This is a genomic window from Hymenobacter defluvii, assembly GCF_017589435.1.
Lineage (GTDB): Bacteria > Bacteroidota > Bacteroidia > Cytophagales > Hymenobacteraceae > Hymenobacter > Hymenobacter profundi.
This window is the reverse complement of sequence record NZ_JAGETX010000024.1, coordinates 1-17075: the sequence shown is the minus strand read 5'-3', so window position 1 is coordinate 17075 and position 17075 is coordinate 1. Positions and strand designations below refer to the sequence as shown.

The window sequence follows — 17075 nt, the reverse complement described above, 5'->3', positions numbered from 1 at the left end:
TTTTCCCCTCCCGATTTCCTTGCCATGACTACGTTGCTATTGCCGGCACCCCTCATTACCTGCCAAGTGCTCAACCGTTACACCGCCGCCGGCAAGTTCGACCAAGAGGTGCAGGTAGAAAGTGTGTCCGGTACCCTTGCGTTTCTGACGGACTATGCAACAGTGTTCAAGCAGCCCCAGGCCAGCGGGGAAGTGCAAGCGTACCGCCCCGAGCGCCCCGCCCCGACGTATCGGGTTCGGGAAGTGCCGACCCTGACGAGCCAGCAGCGGCACAGGTTGGAAGCGGCAGTATGGGAGCACACCTACGGCGACTTTAAGGGAGAAACGAACGGGCAGCGCTGCGTAATGGGCCTGACGCGGGGCGGGACGTGCTCCCAGCCGCTGAGTGCTTATACGTCCTTACAGCTACTCGACAAGCTGCCAGCCAAGGTGAAGCCGGCTTTTGCCTCCTATTACGCCCGCTAGTACTGGCAAAAAGACAAGCCCCGTTGAGCAATCAGCGGGGCCTTTTTGCAAGTAGAAAACCACGTATTATTTACCTGTTATTTGTTGTATTTTAGTAACAAAGCAGAGGCTCTTTTCGTATAAATAGGTAGTTAACCACTTCATTACCTGTATTATGGCTTCTTTCGCTACTGCTACTTCATCTGTTGCCGAATGGGTGGCGCACCTCAGCCCGGCCGCAATGGCTGACTACATCCTGACCAGCTATAACGGGCTGCTGAGTTGGTCGGCGTTGGAACTGCTGACTCACGAGGATTTCCAGTCGGCCCCCGATATGCCGGACGGCCAGGGCCAGGATACGGTGAACGTGCAGAATCTACGTGCTGCCTTAACCGAGTTGTACCCCGGCCATACGCTAGCCTTATGGCGCGTTGCCGGGCGCGGGCACCTAGTTATCACGGTACCCGGAGGGAACGCCGATACGTGGCCCGCCCAGATACCGCAGCCCGCCGCGCAGCAGTAGCGCCCAGCTCTTTCGGTTGATTCTCTTTTTAGCGCCCTTAGCCCATGATCCGCCCCCTAACTATCGACATTGAAGGCCAGCCGGTGAAAGTGCATCGGAACCTGAAATACAAAGACAAGGGCCTTTGGTCGGTGCTGTTTAAAGTCGATGGGAAGGAGAAGGTGATTGCCGTTCTACCGGAAGTAAACTTGCTGAACGTGCAATTTTTGGTACGAGAGGGAGGACGCCAGCGAGTGATTGCTGAAAAGTGCAAAAACGTGCACGCGTTTGCCATTGGGCTCTTTACAAAAGTCGATTCGCAGCCCCAAACGGCCATTACCTACGACCCCTACGAGTGCGGGTACTTTTATCAGAAGCAGAACAAGGCTCCGATCTGTTCGGCCAGCCATGCCCGACTAGTTGGCAAGGAGGCTTTTGCCACCGACAACAGCCTGTTTTGAGCCCGGCTTACCGCCCCCCCCCAACCAGAAGAAACAGGGTATTTTACAAAGGTATTATATGCCTATTTTATGTTGTAAACCGGTAACATAAAATGTATATTTGGCGTATAAACTATTAGATAATCAATTACTTAAATGACAAACGAAATGGGTGCTTCCCTTCGCACTGCTACTCCCGAGGCCCGGCCCACGCAAGCTGATAGCCGCATGTATCATCGGGTGTTTTTTCAAAAACACTTTACGACGGCGCCGATGGTTGGAAAGGTAGCCGACGCTTATCTAAGCTTCGAGTCGTATGAAAGCGTCGAGCAGTTCGTTAAACGAAACGGGACGCTGATAGCCGGGCAGGAGGGCCATGCTGATTACCGGCTGGTGATTCTCGCTATTACCAGTACCGGGCCAGGCAGTCAGGGGCCATGCCCTCTGGCACCGTCTAAAGCCCGGCCCCGGCGTACGGCCGACCGCATTTTACGGTCCCACGGGCTACAGCTCGCGGCCGTGGTGACCGAGATACCACCCTGCTATAAGTTTTTGCGAAAGGGAGAGCACAACGGCCGGCAGCACTGGTTGTTTTACAGTGTCGTGTATCAGAATTACATCCTGGCAGTGGAGGAAACCGGTACTTTCTTGGCGGTGATTGCCAAGCCGAAACCAGCCCCCGCCCAACGCCCAAACGAGGCGACCCTAGCCGCGGCCTAATCTTTCACCCAGCAGATAACGCTATGTCTAGCCTAGTCAATACCGCAAACAGCTACATCATCCCCCTGATTTGGGAAGTATATGGTACGCTGGAAATCGAGGCCCCCACGTTGCGGGAAGCCATGCTCTTAGCCCAGGGTCAGGAAGGCAGCCTACCAACGCGGTTCAGCTCACTAGAGGGCAGCGAGCGAGTAGACGTATCCAGTATCCGCCACGAAAATGCGGGCGTCCCCTTCGAGGCAACCGACGCGCAGTATCTGACCGAGCAGGAAGCCCGGCAGCACTACAGCACCCTCCACCCGCACCCTGTTTACTCGGTTGCGCAGGGGCAGCACCAGGTAGGGGAGGGCAAGACAACGGAAGGCTACCACGATTGGGTTAGTCGGCTGGAGGTGCAGCAATGGCTCGACGACAACGACCCCGACAGGTAACCCCGAAAGGGACAAAAAAGGCCCATTCAGACAAGTAAAATATACAACTTAATTGTTGTATATTGGAAACAAAGGAGGTGGCTTATTCGTATAAACTACTAGATAACCAATAAGTTACCCTTTAACTCTACTCCCGTGAGCCAACACATTTTCCAAGCTACCAGCGGCAGCCAGGCCGTGCGCGTTCAAGCTGGCTGGGACCGTCCCTTGCAGCACTATTACCTTCTGGTAGAAACTGTGTGCGAGAAGGAAGAAGACGAAACCTATCTTTTCGTGAGCGATTTAGGCGATGGCTTGCCGGTGGAGGCCATACAGCCCGCCCTAAAGGAGCTGAAGATCACTCCCCCCAAAGGCTTCCTGAAGGAAGTTTGCTTCGACGGCGAAGTGAACATGGGCAACAAGTGTAAAAACTGGGACCGTCGTACCAGTGCCCGCCACCGTCGCCGGCCCCTCAATCTGCTGAACCGGCCCCGAGTTACGCTACTGCTCAGAAAGAGCGGCTATGCCGAGCGCTTCTTTGCTCGCTTCACCCGTGATAACCGTCCCGATCTGTTGATTTTCCTCTGGCAGCTAGCTGAGCAGTACCCCAAGCTGGTTGTTGCTCGCTAACTCCCGAGCACCTAGAAGCCCCGCTACACACGTTGGCGGGGCTTTTTTTTGTAGGTGGAATTGTAGTTGACTTTTTGTAGTTTGTGCATAAAAATTGTTGTTATAAAGTAACAGGATGAGTGTTTTTATCGTATAACTAGTATGATTTTCAGGTACTTAACTCTTTTTAAGAATGAAAGCTGAAACCAACTATTTTTTCATCTATACCCGGTGCCAGGACCAGCAGAAGTTCGCCGTTACGGATATAAAATCCGGCCAGCAGGTAGGCAATTTGCTGTATGCCTCGCGGGTGGAAGAAGCCGACGTGGAAGGGGTGCTTCAGCAGGTTCGGGAAGCCGCAGGCCCGGACGTAGAGGTGAAGGCCGTACCTGTTCGTAAGGCGGTGCGCAGCTCGACCCCGGCCAAAGCCCCCACACGTCGGACCGCAAGCGCCAGGAGCCCGCGCCAGACCTGCTCGACACCGTACGTCGGCTTCAGCGCGAAGCCGAGGCCGGTTCGCCCACGCCGGCCGCTGGTAAAAGCCGCGTTGAGCGGACGCCCACAACCTACACGCTGTATCATAGTGCAGCCGATGGCTGGGAATTGCTGTGCCCCCAGGGCAAACGCCTGAACCCTCCCATTGTAACCGCCCCGGCAATGGCCTGCTACATCAAGCGTAACAAGCTCAGCAGTCGCATAATGAACCTAACTTTTTTAGTTGAGTCTCCCAGCGGCGGTGGCAATTCAGCCCTCCTGAAAATTGCTGCTGAACCCGCGTGATCCAACTGCATAAATTGCATTGTTAAACATATATCGGCCTATTCGTCAGCTATATGCCTATTGAACTTGCATTTCTCTTGTTTTTTTCTGGTAACATAAATATACCTTAGATAGTGAAAACACTACCTGTTGAGCAAGGCGAGCGACGAGGCGTTCCCTGACTAAGAAAACTTCAGACTTTATAGTCCCCAAATTGCGTTACACGCGTTACCTGAACGACAGGAGTCCAGCTTAGAAAGCTTTCTCGTGTAGCGCTCCTTATCACCAAAAACCCAAAGCTCCATTCTTCAATTAATTACTCCTATTCTCAATGGCTAAATTCCCCATTCGCCTTGAAGGCCAGACCATCATCTGGGATAGTTGGTCGTTGACTGATCCACAGCGCCAGGTATTGCTGCTCTTATGTGACAACGACTTATCCCTTTTCCAACAGCGAGCGGACGGTGTTGGGGTGAAGACAGCCGCGAAGATGCTGAGCGAGTTACTCCAGAACGAGGACCGTTTCTATTCCATCCCCGACCTGACCCCCGACGAGTTTGCCGCCGTGGTGGAACTCATGTTTAAGTTTTGGACGATAGGCCGCGAAGTAGCTGATGCCTGCCTGGTGGTAGAACCGACCTAACCACTTGCCGCAGACATGGAAGGTAAGAGCTGCCTCGAAAGGGGCAGCTCTTTTTGTGCCTCAACCGGCCGGGAAGGGGTTTAAAATAATGTAAATTATACAATTAATTTGTTGTATAAAGGTAACAATGAGAGCGCCAAAGTCGTATAACTAAGAAGAAACGAGCTACTTATCTTTTCTTCCCTTTGGTTTTCGTCTATGGAAACGCCTCTGATTCTGTTCGCCCCAGCTGCTTCCCAAGCAGTAACGAAAATCTTCTTACAGGTGGCTTGTATCGACAAGACCGCTTTGAAACAGCACAGCTACCATGAGTTACCCGAGCAGGCGCAGCAGTACGCTACCCGCCAGCAAGGGGCGTGCATCGGGGAGCTTGTGGATTTGGGCACCTACGCTGCGTTAACGCGCCTGGACAGCAAGCGCGGGATGCCGGTTCGCACGAGTTACCCGACGCTGGTTGCCGCGCAGGACGCGGCCCAGCGTTGGGCCAAGAGCCGCTTTCGGCCCCTGGCCTTGTATCTGCCCATCCTGCAAGTGCGGCCTACGGACTCCCCTACCCGGTTTGAGGTTGTGTTGGTGCAGCGCAGTATTGATCAGCTCGTACTACAGCAGCGCCGGAATGCCTTGTGTCCCCCGGAGCAAGCGAAGCTGGAGGCCCTACGGCTGGAGGGCATGGTGATTGCCGAATACACGCTCTATTGCGGCGGTGTCACGGAGGTTACGCGCTACAACGCCTGCTATTGCCGGACGCAGAGCGCCACCTACGGGGCTGGGCCGGAAGCCGCCTGGTTGGCAACTGAAGAGTGGGCCAGGAAACGGTTTTCACCCGCGCCCACCGCCGACCAGCTAACCGCCCAGCAGTGGGACGCCTACGAGCAGCAGGCCGCTAACGAAGAGGATTACCGGTTGCTGCATTCATTGGGCGGCTATGGTCCGGCCACGCGCCAGCAGCAGAGCCGCATGCAGGAGCGCCACCCCTTACGCCGGGCTTATGATAACCGCTACCGCCCCGAGCTGGAAAAGAAGCCCCGGCCCAAGCCCCCGGTACGCCCAGCAGCCCCAGTGGTCCCGGCCCGCGTCGAGGCTACGTTACGCCTCGACTTCGAGCGAGACCTAAACCAAGCTGCCTAATCCGTAACCAGATGATACCAGCCGCTAACAACTATCCGTTACGGGTGAAGCATTCGCCCCGTTCCCAGCGTAAAGCTGAGCGCAAGCAGCAGGCCCAGGGTCGCTATCCGGGGGTTGCTTCGATCTACCGCCGCAATCTTGCCGCTTACTTCAGCAAGTTCATGCTGGCCGAAGCCGATAAAGGCACCTACCGCACGGCTGATACGGAGCGGTATCGCCGCCACCTGGTATCCTACCAGCAGGAACGGACGGAATGGCGGGAGCAGCAAGCCTTCAAGGCCCAGCAGGCAGCGGAAGCCGAGGCGGTACGTACGGCCGAGGCTATTCCCATCGAGCATCTGCTGACCGGTTGGGACTGGCGCGTATCGTTCGAGGTATACAAGCCCAAAAAGCAAAAGAAGCTCTGGCATGACAAGGACCGGTTGACGGCCGGCCCCACCCCGGACGAGGTGAACCAAGCCGTCCTCACCTATTGCCAGCAACACGGCTGGGAGCTACGGCAGGTCTACGGAGCCGAGCCCCTGCACCTGGCCTTTGCCATTGATCGGCGCGCGCCCGACCGGCGCGTGAACGCAGGAGAACGGCGGCTGATTGTCCCGCCGCTGGCTTTCGGCCAGCAAGAGCCACCAGCCCCGCCCGCCAAGTCGCGCCGGCCCAAACCCGCTATTCAACTCACTTTACTTTAGCCCCCCCCGCTAGCCATGGAAACGATCTTGCTTGATTCGCCCCTGTGTCGGCCTTCGGAACTGACGACCCGCAACGCTGAGGGAAAGTCGGTCCTCACCCTGGAGGGAGCCGCCTACTTGATACACTTATTTCAGCACGGCTATTTGATTGAGTTTGACCCTGACCTAACCGGCGAGTTGAACGCGCTACCCTATCTACGCTTGGACCGTGCCGCCACTAGGCAAGCATTCTTGCTCATACAGGCCCAGGCCGGGACGAAAGTAGAAGTCAAGGAAGCCGCTAATGTATTGTGGCACATGATCCGCGAGTTTCAGACTGAAGCCCTTACGCGGGCCACCAGCTGGCTACGTGGAGCCGAGGCCGAGGCGAAGCTGACCGAGTTGTTTGCGCGGGAACTTCGGGTCGAGGGGGAAGAGGTTATCGGCTACTACCCCAAAGCCGGAGGCTTTACCTGTTTCGATACCACGACGGGCGAGCTGGATTGCCGCATTATCTGGACCAAGGACGAAGATGCCGCCCACCGCTGGCTGTTGCGTACTATCGACAAGCAGGACCTACCGCAGCAGGCCCAGGGCACGTAAGCTCCCGCAGCACCTTTGCCCAACTATGATAAAGGTACAGTCGCGGGCGAACCTCTTGCCTGACTGCCTGAGAGCCCGGTCCCGGCGACTGTACCTTTATCATAGTTGGGGAGGTGGGTGGTTTGCCGCCAGAACGCTAAAAACCACCCTGATAGCCTTTTAAGCGCCGCAGGCAGAGAACTCAACTGAAAGAATGAAGCGCGAAGCGCCGGAACCTTCTTTCAATTCTTTAAAGCTCTTTATTTCTTTCTTCTTTAGGGCGTCATAACTATTTGAAAAGCAGCAGGATATGCCCCTCAACTATGATAAGAGTACAGGCTACCTATGATAAGAGTACAGGCAACCTATGATAAGAGTACAGGCAACCGTGATAAGAGTACAGGCTATTCATGATAAGAGTACAGGATCTATGATAAGAGTACAGTCAACTGTGATAGGTAATTCTGCTTTATCATAGTTGTTGGTATCTTGTAGGCGACACGCCCGCCTGCCTGCCTCCCTTCCGTCCCACTCCGACTTCGCCCCGATCATGATTGGTAACCTAAGCGCCGGTAACAAAGATGTTTACCAGCACAATTATCTGATTCGCACGCCCCTGAAAATGGGCGAGTTGGAAGCTCGTATTTTCAATCTGGCCTTGCGGTGTGTTCATCAGTCGCAGACGGAGCTACCGCCCATCGAAATGAAGCTGACCGACGTAGTGCCCAACTACGGCGCGAAGGCGTATCCATTGGTGCGGGCCGCTTGTGACGCCCTCTACAATCAGTCCCTGGACCTGCGTACCATCGGCAGCAACGGTAAACGGCGGGATTACAGTACCCGCCTCGTCTATCAGTTGGCGCTCGATGAAGGCACCGGCTACATCCGGGGCTCCTTTGCCCCGAGCATCAAACCCTACCTGCTCGAATTAAAGCAAGTCGGGGAATTCACCAGGGCCGACGTAATCAAAGTGTTGGGCCTGAATAATCCGCACGCGCAGCGCCTGTACTGGATATTAAAATCGTGGGAGTCGCCCACCAAGGAAACCGTCAAGGAAATTTCGTTGGCCGAGCTGCAAGCCTATCTCTTCGATACGGCCAGCCCTTATCCCTTGTGGGCCGATTTCAACCGCTTCGTGCTGAAAATAGCCGACAAGTGCTTCCAGCGAGTCGGGTTCCGGGTGAAGATGGAACCGCGCAAAACCGGCAAGAAAGTAACCTCCGTGGTCTTCACGATCCCCTTGCTACCCGATGAGGCGGAAGCCACGGCTGAGCCAGTACAGGAACCAGTAAAGGGCCAATTAACGCTGTCCATGGTAGGAGGGGAGCCCACCGATAAGTTCACCCAGCTCTTTCAGGTCCTATCAACTCGCTACGAGGTAGCTGAATGGCAACTCGGGCTAATTATGCAGGTAGTTGGGAAAGACCCCGTGAAGTACGACAAGGTGAAAGAGATTATCAGTAGGACCAATGGCGGACGGGCAGAGCTGAAGATGCCGGTTGGGGCGCATGTATGGTCGGAATTAAAGCACGCGTTCCCCTCCTTGCAAAAGGCCAAAGAAGCCAAGTACCCAAAGAAATAGTTAAGTAAGCAGGCATGAAAAAAGGGGAATGGCAGTGTGCCAGTCCCCTTTTTTATGGTGGGAGTGCTCGACTACCTTTCTCCGATTACATAATTCAGGTTTACTTCCGCCGCAGGACCAGTGGCAGTCTGAGTCTTAACCACTTTGTTATCGAGCAGAATATCTCCCTTGATCGTACTGGCAGCTGTCGCACCCTTCAGACTGGCTAGGATGCTTACGTACTGGCCAACCTTCATCGTTCGCTTGAAGGTGGTAGTAAAGGGAACGGCCACGTTCACGGCAGTAATCGTGGCGCCGGTTTCATTGTCGTAGCCAATGTAGCTGGCCACCGGGTCAGTAGAGGTAATGCGATACTCGACCGTGTATTCTTTGGGGTCCAGGTTTATAGACGGCGAGGGATCATCATTACCACAGGCAGAAAGGCCAAGCGTCACCACTGCTAGCAGGGAATAAATAAGGTTTTTCATAGCACGTATTCTGTATGTAAAAGGGAATGAGCCGCTAACGTACAAAAAGAGTGCTGTATTTCGGTAACACACGAGTTTGAAGCCCAGCCAACAGGTAAGGCAAAGAGAACAAAAGGGAAGAAAAAGGTGGGTTAAGCTCAACCTTACGGGGTGATAGAATACGCAAATAATACAATTATTTTGTTGTTATTTGGTAACAAAAGCATGGCCTTTCACGTATAAATACCAAATAGCCAGCCACTTAATTGTACTGCCATGAATACTACCCTTACCCAGCCAGTAGTTACCGGCCTCGATTTCCAACAAATTTCCGGAGATTATGAAATGCCGTGGTACGGCGGGGCAGTTTGGCACGACAAAGCCCGCCACGAGCTGCTATGCTGGGAAGGTGTTGGGGATGGCGGCTGCGAGATGTTTCCGGTAATAATGGGCGTGCAGCGGGTGAGCATATCAGATACCGGCGTTCAGATTTACTATCAGAACCAGTTGCTTTCCCTAGACGACTACTGCCAGGCCCAGGGCCAGCCCGCGCCGCAGAACGAATCGGAGCGCCTGAGCGCCTTACTCGACTTGATAGCCCGTGACGGTTTCAGCAGCTTCTTTCGCAACGGCCTGAGCTTAGGCTACGAGCCAGTTACCGAGGCCGAGATTGACCGCTACATCGAGCAGGCCCAGGGGAGTCCCAAACCGGCCGACACCCGCCCGCAGCGCAGCCCCCAGCAGATTGCGGGCGACGAGGACGACGACTTGCCGTTTTAAAGCACTGAAAGCCCCGTTACGCCGCGTAACGGTGCTTTTTGGCGATATAGCAAAAAGGACAAAAGGGAAAAAAGAGGCCGGCTAGTTTTGTAACTATAAAAGTGTATTTAATGCAATAAAATTGTTGTTAATCAGTAACAAACAGCAAGATTTTTTCGTATAATATACAAAGGAACAGGGATTTAACCACTTATTGTATAGCCCAATGGAAACCACCCCAGACAGCCGATTTATCATTAGCACCTTTAGCCGGGAAGAGGCCCTAGTGGATGGCACCCTGATTGATTGCAGCCGCGAGAGCCGCGAGGCCGGGATAGCGTTTCCGGTAGCGGTGACGGCGGCGGTGCACGCGGCCTGCATTGCGTGGAACAATGACAAGGAGCAGGAATACCAGGACGAGAGCGGGCGGTGCTGGGATTTAGTGACGATGCTTCGCTTAGCCTGCCAGAAGGCCCGCAATTCGGGCACCGACACGGTTTTCTTTAGCGTGCTGTGTATTCCTTCCGGGGGGCGCGTAGTGCGGGAAGTGCAGCTAAAGGCGGTGGTTGGGCCGGGGGACGCCCGCGAGCCGGTGCTGACGGTCCTGTTACCGGACGAAGACTAAGCCGGAAGCCCATCCCAGCAGAAACCGTTGCCTACCAGGTGACGGTTTTTTTGTGGGGGTACGGCGGCAGTTTCCTAACTAAAAATCACGCAATTAATACATGTTATTTGTTGTTATTTGGTAACAATTTAGGTGCCTTAAACGTATAAACTAGTAGATAGCCAGTTAGTTAACCTCTTTATTTCTTTCCTATGTACGGTGCCGCTGTTACCCCGCCTACTGCCAAACAGATTGCTAACGGTATAGCCCTCATGAACTCTACCTCCAGATCCAGTCTGCGCAAGGTCCTGGAGCACGCGATGTTCACCCCCGCGCGGCGCCAGAAGGCCGAGGAACTAATGAAAGAGGCCGATGCCGCCACCCTGTTACGGTGGAAGCTCAAGGCGATGGAGGAAATCAAGAAATACGAGGGTGCCAGCTAGGCACCCTCATGCCAGGAAGTCACTTTAATAAGCCCCACTTTTTGTCTTAGCTAAAAGTTTGGTACAAAGGTTAAACGAGGAATTAGAAATTGTCAACCAATTGATTGTGTAAAAGGCTTCTACGTCATAACAGAGGGTTTTCCAAGGTTTCACCGCGGCAATTAAACTGGTCTTGCCGGTTGCACAGTTGCCAGCTCACAAGCAAGCTGGCATCCTGCTGAATTGCTGGCCTGTAGTCCATGTGCGGTGCAGGGCTTACGCATCAAAATTGGACAAGAGCCTTTGCTGCATCTGATTACGACTAGCCGCAGCAGTTCGACTTTCGAACTAAATGTGCCTTTGCAAGCGATAAAAGAAGGGTAAAACGTTTGATGTGTAAGCCCTGATGAGGGGTGAGAGTCACGATGAAGGCCGAACAGGTCAACAAGGTGGGGCTTGCAAGCGACACCGGTGGCCTCACTTTCTGGCTCCATTTTCGGCTACTCAATCGCCACCGATTGGTGGGGGCCGGCAAGGTGCACCTTCCTGACCCCATCGCAGCGCACTAGCAGTCGTGAACCGAGCACCCCCTGGCAACCGGGAACCAGCCGCCCGTTTAACCTCGTATGATTGCGGTGCCTTTCGGTGAAGGGCAGCTGGAGCAGGAAGTAGGGTCACCACGTTTAACCAAACGCGCGGCTGCGGCCTCGACTTTGCTACAAAGAAAGCGTGCCCTGCTTCCGTTTTGCCTGAAGACTGCACAGTATGGAGGGAACCTAAGCCGCGTGCGGGTATCCCGTATTTGTACGAGACAAGTTGTGGCAAAACCCTGGCCGGCTGATGGTTTCATCTGCTTACTGCTTACCCAATGCCCTCCGCAAACCCCCTGATTTCCCCGCTCAAGTACGTCGTCGGAATCGACATTGCCAAGAGCTCCTTTGTCGCCTGCTTTGGCCAGGCGGACAGCCACCAGCAGTTGCTCTTTGGCAAGGAAACTACCTTTGAAAACACGCTGGGCGGCTTTGCCAGCCTGCTCAGCTGGGTGGCCCGGCAGCAAGCGGTTGCCGTTCCGCTGTGGTTTGTGGTCGAAGCCACCGGCGTCTACTACGAGGAGCTAGCGTACTTTTTAGCCGATCAGCAGCAGCTACTCAGCGTGCTGTTGCCCAACAAGGTGAAGCATTTTGCCCGCAGCACTGAACTCAAAAGCAAGACCGACCAGCTGGACGCGCGCTTGCTCTGCCGGTTGGGTCTGGAGCGGGCGCTGCCTGCCTGGCAGCCGCCCACGCCGGCGCTGCGGCAGCTGCGGGCCCTGGCCCGCGAGCGGCAGGTGCTGACCAAGCAAGGGGCGCAGCTCAAAGCCCGCGTACATGCTTACCAGCATAGCTACCAGCCCGATAGCCGCACACTGGCGCGCTTGGCGGCCCAGCAGCAACTTATCCTGCAGCAGCTGGCAGCGCTGGACCAGGACCTGACGGAACGGCTGGCGGCCGAGCCGGAGCTGGCGCGCAAGTTGGCCCAGCTGACCAGTATTCCAGGAATCGGCCGAACGACAGCCATCATCGTGGTGGCCGAAACCAGCGGCTTTGCCCTGGTCGAGAACGAGCGCCAGCTCGCTTCGTACGCCGGCCTGGACGTGGTGCAACGGCAAAGCGGCCTCTCGTCGCATGCCACCCGCATCTCGAAGCGCGGCAACACACGCCTGCGCACGGCGCTCTATTTGCCCGCGCTCAGTAGCCTGCGCTATAACCCGCGGCAAATCGCCTTTTATGCCCGATTACGTACGCGCCACCCCAGCGGCAAGCCGGGCGTCATTGCGGTCATGCGCAAACTGCTCGTGCTCTGCTACTCCCTCTGGAAAAACGATCAAGCGTATAATCCCGACTACCCCACGGCCCACCAGCGCAGGCATGAAATAGCCCCGGCCACAGAAGTGAGCCGAGGCTACACAGGATGAACGCGCACGTCCTCCTTCAGGAAGTCGAAGATAAATAAATGCGGCTTAGCGCTTGCTTGCCATCACAGTATCTTTGTACCAAACTTTTAACCGAGGCCGCAGTTGCGGCAGCAGGCGCTGCAGGGCCGGACGCTCCTCCCTAGAAGCGGCTCTTTCCGGCACCATCTCCGTGCAGCCGTAGGCCAGAAGGGCGTCTGCTTGTCAATGCAGTTGTCGGTTTGCGGTACGCATGCAGGAGTAGCCGATACTCATGCTGAGTATTCTCAAGAAGTCAATTAAGCTCAAAATAGTGAGCTGTTGATTCGTGAGAACAGGAAATGAGACAAATTTTGGGTGAGTTAGCTGGCGACGAATCGGCCGGGGCGGATGGTCCGTGAAAACGTCCGTTTAGTAGGACGGACGACACCCAACAGAATCCGCCGCCACGTCCCTAACGGAAATTTCTGTTCTTACGCTATCCCTATTTGTATAACCGCTTCACTTCACGGTGAAACACATATTGTTTAGGGAAAGCAGCTAAACTTTAATTTGGATCTGATTAGCTACACGAATAGTTTCATAAATGGGTATTCCGGCAAGTGAGGTCAGTGAAACTGTGAAAGCATAGGGGACTCGACCATCTTGCTCATCCCAACCTTTGTGGGCGGTAACAGCAAATAATAGACGGTCACCGATAAGTTTGTAACCTTTGATCGTTGCCCAGTCTTTTTGCAAAGTGCTGTCTTGTCGGCGTACGATACGGGCACTTTGTTGACTGTTAGGTAACACGTTTACTTGCCAGGGAATAGATTCAGTACCGACAGTAAGAGGTAGTTCTGTTTCGTCGTCCGTATCTAGTGCTAGAGCCATATTGATACGAGCGGAAAAAGATTCTTCGCTCTCTCCCAAGTTAGCTGCCTTCCACTCGAGCCGGGTCGATACGTAATTGCGCAATTTCTGGCGGGTGCGCCTAGGTCGTGCAGCATAAGACAGAGTTGCTTCTAACCGGAATTCGGAAGTATCGCTCAAACCTGGTAAGCCGGCTAGGCGGACTTCGTAGAGGTGAGCTTCGCCAGCTTTGATTTCGGCTTCACTAACGAAGGTGATGCGAGAATCAGAGTTTTCGAGAGCACGTTCGAGATTCGGAATCCCGTAGCCGAGTGTGCGAAAATGAAAAAGTCGGTCTTCGCGAGTGTTGCTCTCTAAAACTGTTGGCCAGCGAGCTGATTGTACAATCAGAGCCCGGTAAAGGAGAGTGGAGTTTTGAGGGAAGGCACCAGCAAGGGCGGCAGCAATATGCATGACCTTAGGAGCTGCGTAGGAAGTGCCCACATCAGTACGTGCAACGGGCGGATGCCCGCCTAGAGTAGAGCAAACTAGCTCAGGGCAAGCGTCGATTATGCCGGGAGCGAAGGTATTGGCAGCCGTCAACACATAGTCACCACCGTACTCCACTACGTCGGGCTTAATCATATTCCACATGCCCAGGCCACTACGCGAAAAGGCAGATGGATTATCGCGTCCACCGAATGAATTGTGAGTCGCGCTGGAAACTTGATCGTAGCAAACAGAACCAACTGTAAGAACCTGACATCCTTGGGCTGGGTTGGCAATACGGCTGGAATTTTCGGCTAGATATGTAGGATAGGGGCGACCTGCGGCGAGGTGCTGGGCTACTCCTAATCGTTGATGGTGCCAATCGTCGTGGAGAATATTGCCAGCGCTCAGGATGAAGAGAACGTCGTGGTCGTAGCTGAGACGGTCCAGTTCAGCGGCCCAGGAGGACATATGTACTGTTCGGCAAGGCCCAAGAGTTTGGATGGACATAGCAAACAATCGTGTGCCATTGATCCGGTAATCTTCCACAATTTGCCTCATCAGCCGAGTAGGATACAGATGGGGCATTTGATTGCGTGCATTGAGTACTCGGGCATTCTGCAACCAAGCTACAGCTTGTACCTGACCAGATTGTGGTACTGAATGAGGATATAGCACCGCGCCAGCGATGCGAGTACCGTGTCCTCCACCCGGTACCAGATCGGCTACGCTCGGGTCACTGGGTATATAGGAGCGGGAATTTGTAGCATCAACTGCCGGTGCTAGAAGTCGGTGCCCTTCTTGAATACCGCTATCGATAATACAGACTTTGGGGGCGCCAGCGGCAGGTGGGAGTAGCTCTACATCATAGTCGCGGAACAGCAGCTCTTCACGATTCTCCTCAACAGCCTGAATATTCCATTCGGCAATGTCTAAAGCGTAGGGGAAATTCAGAGCAATGTCTTTGACACATTTGCCACTGACGCGCAGGTAGTAGTTGGTAGTATCAGCCTGATCAATTTGATCTAAGATATTGCCCTCGTGTGCTTGAATAATGCGTTCGAGGCGTTCGACGCGGCGGTCTTTCTCCTCATCCCAGACTAGTACAGCGCGGCGCCACTTTTCTAATTCCCGCTCATCGGCTAACAGAGGTTGTGGACCGGGAGAGGGCTGATCGATGGAGACAGAGACTTCGATGTAGCAATCGGATTCGTCGTCGAGTGTGGCCCAACGCTGCCATAGGCTGTCGCCAACCAGCAAGTCTAGAGCTTTCTGGCCACGAGGAAGGATTTCCCAAAGCTTAGCTACGTTCTTTACACCGTTTGATTCACCTTGTATCATACGGCCCAAACGGCTGGTTAGCTCTGGCATCTCAGCGGAGGTAGCCACGGCGATTATGAAGCCGTCATCTTCCACGGCCACCACATCGATGCCCCAAGCCCGCAATTGGCTAGGGTTAAGAGTACTGGGGTCCATCTGTAGAAAGAAGGGAACAGGCTCAGCGCTCCCATCCCCTTCATAGAACCCTAGCTCGTGGCGTTGTTGAATAGTTTGTTCCCATACATCACGTACGCTATTAAGCTGGTCGCGCAGCGTGCGGCCGTGAGTGGACAAGTCGCCGCGGTTGCCTTTAGTACGTTGGGACTCGAAAGGAGGACGGCCCGGAATTAAGGTGCTAGGTTGGATACGCCGAAACGGCAAATGAGGAAAATCGGGCATCGATATTTATGGTACTTACTCGTTTTCAATAGTGGATAGCTCACTTAGCGCTTGTTGCAGATGCGCAGTTGTAACTTCCTTATCGGCAGCCATAATACAATTTTTTGCTGCATCTTGCCCTAACTTAACTACTTGGGCTGCGGAGAATCCTTCTAACTTCTGAGCGAAGGCAGCAAACTTCACGTAACGACTGACCTGTAGAGCCCCCAGAGTATTCTTTAATAACTGCTGAATCTGTTCAACGCCAGGACGGGGGATGCTCAGCACCTCGTCGAAACGACGAAACAAAGCCTTGTCCAGGGAATTTTCTAGATTGGTGGTGGCAACCAATAGACCGGGCGCTTGGTATTCTTCTAGGAGGAATAGAAGCATGTTTACTAAACGGAACATCTCACCTACATCTTGGCCATAGGTGCGGGACTTCGCGATGAAGTCGCACTCGTCTAGTAGCAATACACAGGGCTGCTCTTGGGTGGCATCGAAAATGGTGCGCAGGTTGGAGGCTGATTCGCCCAGGAAAGAGGAGACGAGCGTATCGAATTGAACTTTATAAAAAGGTAATCCGGTGTTCCAAGCTAGGCGTTCAGCGCCCATGCTTTTACCGCAGCCAGGCGGGCCATAGAGCAGAATTTTACGCCGAGGAGTAAGACCGTGAGCGGCTAATCGGTCACGGCTAACGTATTCACGCTCAATGCGGCAGAAACGGGCTTCGACCTCAGAAGTTAAGATCATGTGGTGCCGCAACTCTTGGCGTGGCACTTCTTTAAGCAGGGGTTGTTGGCGGCGGCTAACGGGTAATTCGATTAACTGGCCAGCAGCGGAGGCAGGTCGACGAGTAGGACGCAGCTCGGGCTTAGCTGATTGTTTTTGTACAGCAGCCTGCAGCATGCCTTCTAATTCCATTACTAACAGCAGATGTCCCTTGCGACGCTCATCGTCTACGATACCGCGGGCAACGCTCACCAATTCGGGAGTAGGTGACAGTTGGATGGAGCGAAAAAGACGCTTAAGGGTATCGGATTTCATGAACTGGGCACTGGGAATTTAGCTCTGTTATAACACCGACGCGTCTTATTGTGTCGCAATCTACTGCTAAATATGCTAATTTTTTTGGCTATTTGACAGACGAATATGTAAGCAGTCAAGCTGATTGGAGATTATGTCAGGGCGCTATTTATTACTGAGATAATTCGATTTCTGAATCGAGACTTTGAATTTTTTCTTTGATTTTATTCAAGAAGGCAGGCATTTCATGCTCAAAGTACCTAGGTTGCTTGAACTCATCGTAGAAGATGGCACAAGTATGAGTATCTGTATTGGATCCGCCAGTGAGGAGTTCGTATGCAGTCGAGTATTTTTCAATGTGAGATACGGCAAAACGGATAGTAACA

19 protein-coding genes are annotated in these 17075 nt (G+C 53.9%); 15 read left to right on the top strand and 4 right to left on the bottom strand.

The genetic code is table 11. From position 1 onward, the window contains the following. The first annotated feature begins 24 nt into the window (after positions 1 to 24). The 11 genes from J4D97_RS20765 (at position 25) to J4D97_RS20715 (ending at position 8484) form a co-directional block, all read left to right on the top strand. Complete coding sequence (locus tag J4D97_RS20765) at positions 25 to 465, top strand: hypothetical protein (protein ID WP_208309239.1); 441 nt, start codon at positions 25 to 27, stop codon at positions 463 to 465. Positions 466 to 619: 154 nt separating this feature from the next. Beyond that, positions 620 to 967, top strand: coding sequence for a hypothetical protein (locus tag J4D97_RS20760; protein WP_208309238.1), 348 nt, complete (start codon positions 620 to 622; stop codon positions 965 to 967). A 44-nt stretch (positions 968 to 1011) separates the two neighbouring features. Next, positions 1012 to 1407, top strand: a complete 396-nt coding sequence (locus tag J4D97_RS20755; RefSeq protein WP_208309237.1) for a hypothetical protein — start codon at positions 1012 to 1014, stop codon at positions 1405 to 1407. A 147-nt stretch (positions 1408 to 1554) separates the two neighbouring features. Beyond that, entirely contained in the window at positions 1555 to 2106 is a 552-nt protein-coding gene (locus tag J4D97_RS20750) for a hypothetical protein (RefSeq protein WP_208309236.1), read from the top strand. 23 nt (positions 2107 to 2129) lie between these two features. Further along, a complete protein-coding gene (locus tag J4D97_RS20745; protein WP_208309235.1) occupies positions 2130 to 2537 on the top strand; it encodes a hypothetical protein in 408 nt (135 codons plus the stop codon). Positions 2538 to 2672: 135 nt separating this feature from the next. Beyond that, on the top strand, positions 2673 to 3146 hold the full coding sequence (locus J4D97_RS20740; RefSeq protein ID WP_208309234.1) for a hypothetical protein: 474 nt from the start codon (positions 2673 to 2675) through the stop codon (positions 3144 to 3146). A 1069-nt stretch (positions 3147 to 4215) separates the two neighbouring features. After that, positions 4216 to 4527 (top strand): hypothetical protein, encoded by a 312-nt coding sequence (locus tag J4D97_RS20735; protein WP_208309233.1) that lies wholly within the window; start codon positions 4216 to 4218, stop codon positions 4525 to 4527. Positions 4528 to 4725: 198 nt separating this feature from the next. After that, positions 4726 to 5655 carry a hypothetical protein gene (locus J4D97_RS20730; protein ID WP_208309232.1) on the top strand — a complete coding sequence of 310 codons (930 nt, stop codon included), beginning with the start codon at positions 4726 to 4728 and terminating at the stop codon, positions 5653 to 5655. Positions 5656 to 5666: 11 nt separating this feature from the next. Continuing rightward, on the top strand, positions 5667 to 6341 hold the full coding sequence (locus J4D97_RS20725) for a hypothetical protein (RefSeq protein WP_208309231.1): 675 nt from the start codon (positions 5667 to 5669) through the stop codon (positions 6339 to 6341). A 15-nt stretch (positions 6342 to 6356) separates the two neighbouring features. Then, entirely contained in the window at positions 6357 to 6923 is a 567-nt protein-coding gene (locus tag J4D97_RS20720; RefSeq protein WP_208309230.1) for a hypothetical protein, read from the top strand. 529 nt (positions 6924 to 7452) lie between these two features. Beyond that, positions 7453 to 8484, top strand: coding sequence for a replication initiation protein (locus tag J4D97_RS20715; protein ID WP_208309229.1), 1032 nt, complete (start codon positions 7453 to 7455; stop codon positions 8482 to 8484). Positions 8485 to 8555: 71 nt separating this feature from the next. On the opposite strand, the gene J4D97_RS20710 is transcribed toward J4D97_RS20715, so the two are convergent. After that, entirely contained in the window at positions 8556 to 8951 is a 396-nt protein-coding gene (locus J4D97_RS20710; protein ID WP_208309228.1) for a hypothetical protein, read from the bottom strand. Between the two features lie 255 nt (positions 8952 to 9206). Here J4D97_RS20710 and J4D97_RS20705 point away from each other — a divergent pair, with 255 nt between their 5' ends. The 4 genes from J4D97_RS20705 (at position 9207) to J4D97_RS20690 (ending at position 12669) form a co-directional block, all read left to right on the top strand. Next, positions 9207 to 9710: a hypothetical protein gene (locus J4D97_RS20705; RefSeq protein WP_208309227.1), complete on the top strand. Its 504-nt coding sequence runs from the start codon at positions 9207 to 9209 to the stop codon at positions 9708 to 9710. Between the two features lie 205 nt (positions 9711 to 9915). Further along, a complete protein-coding gene (locus J4D97_RS20700; RefSeq protein ID WP_208309226.1) occupies positions 9916 to 10314 on the top strand; it encodes a DUF6573 family protein in 399 nt (132 codons plus the stop codon). Between the two features lie 191 nt (positions 10315 to 10505). Continuing rightward, positions 10506 to 10736, top strand: a complete 231-nt coding sequence (locus tag J4D97_RS20695) for a hypothetical protein (RefSeq protein ID WP_208309225.1) — start codon at positions 10506 to 10508, stop codon at positions 10734 to 10736. A gap of 847 nt (positions 10737 to 11583) precedes the next feature. Next, entirely contained in the window at positions 11584 to 12669 is a 1086-nt protein-coding gene (locus J4D97_RS20690) for an IS110 family transposase (RefSeq protein WP_243900442.1), read from the top strand. Between the two features lie 516 nt (positions 12670 to 13185). Here the strand turns inward: J4D97_RS20690 and J4D97_RS20685 are convergent. The 3 genes from J4D97_RS20685 to J4D97_RS20675 all read right to left on the bottom strand — a co-directional run. Continuing rightward, on the bottom strand, positions 13186 to 15684 hold the full coding sequence (locus J4D97_RS20685; protein WP_208309224.1) for a S8 family peptidase: 2499 nt from the start codon (positions 15682 to 15684) through the stop codon (positions 13186 to 13188). A gap of 15 nt (positions 15685 to 15699) precedes the next feature. After that, positions 15700 to 16710 (bottom strand): AAA family ATPase, encoded by a 1011-nt coding sequence (locus J4D97_RS20680; protein WP_208309223.1) that lies wholly within the window; start codon positions 16708 to 16710, stop codon positions 15700 to 15702. A gap of 151 nt (positions 16711 to 16861) precedes the next feature. After that, positions 16862 to 17075 (bottom strand): hypothetical protein (locus J4D97_RS20675; protein ID WP_208309222.1); only part of this gene is annotated, 214 nt, incomplete at its 5' end.

Coding starts and splice junctions, on each gene's coding strand:
- J4D97_RS20725 (WP_208309231.1), top strand. CDS start 5,667: ATGATACCAGCCGCTAACAACTATCCGTTACGGGTGAAGCATTCGCCC.
- J4D97_RS20695 (WP_208309225.1), top strand. CDS start 10,506: ATGTACGGTGCCGCTGTTACCCCGCCTACTGCCAAACAGATTGCTAAC.
- J4D97_RS20680 (WP_208309223.1), bottom strand. CDS start 16,710: ATGAAATCCGATACCCTTAAGCGTCTTTTTCGCTCCATCCAACTGTCA.
- J4D97_RS20745 (WP_208309235.1), top strand. CDS start 2,130: ATGTCTAGCCTAGTCAATACCGCAAACAGCTACATCATCCCCCTGATT.
- J4D97_RS20750 (WP_208309236.1), top strand. CDS start 1,555: ATGGGTGCTTCCCTTCGCACTGCTACTCCCGAGGCCCGGCCCACGCAA.
- J4D97_RS20720 (WP_208309230.1), top strand. CDS start 6,357: ATGGAAACGATCTTGCTTGATTCGCCCCTGTGTCGGCCTTCGGAACTG.
- J4D97_RS20685 (WP_208309224.1), bottom strand. CDS start 15,684: ATGCCCGATTTTCCTCATTTGCCGTTTCGGCGTATCCAACCTAGCACC.
- J4D97_RS20715 (WP_208309229.1), top strand. CDS start 7,453: ATGATTGGTAACCTAAGCGCCGGTAACAAAGATGTTTACCAGCACAAT.
- J4D97_RS20765 (WP_208309239.1), top strand. CDS start 25: ATGACTACGTTGCTATTGCCGGCACCCCTCATTACCTGCCAAGTGCTC.
- J4D97_RS20730 (WP_208309232.1), top strand. CDS start 4,726: ATGGAAACGCCTCTGATTCTGTTCGCCCCAGCTGCTTCCCAAGCAGTA.
- J4D97_RS20700 (WP_208309226.1), top strand. CDS start 9,916: ATGGAAACCACCCCAGACAGCCGATTTATCATTAGCACCTTTAGCCGG.
- J4D97_RS20760 (WP_208309238.1), top strand. CDS start 620: ATGGCTTCTTTCGCTACTGCTACTTCATCTGTTGCCGAATGGGTGGCG.
- J4D97_RS20705 (WP_208309227.1), top strand. CDS start 9,207: ATGAATACTACCCTTACCCAGCCAGTAGTTACCGGCCTCGATTTCCAA.
- J4D97_RS20710 (WP_208309228.1), bottom strand. CDS start 8,951: ATGAAAAACCTTATTTATTCCCTGCTAGCAGTGGTGACGCTTGGCCTT.
- J4D97_RS20735 (WP_208309233.1), top strand. CDS start 4,216: ATGGCTAAATTCCCCATTCGCCTTGAAGGCCAGACCATCATCTGGGAT.
- J4D97_RS20690 (WP_243900442.1), top strand. CDS start 11,584: ATGCCCTCCGCAAACCCCCTGATTTCCCCGCTCAAGTACGTCGTCGGA.
- J4D97_RS20755 (WP_208309237.1), top strand. CDS start 1,012: ATGATCCGCCCCCTAACTATCGACATTGAAGGCCAGCCGGTGAAAGTG.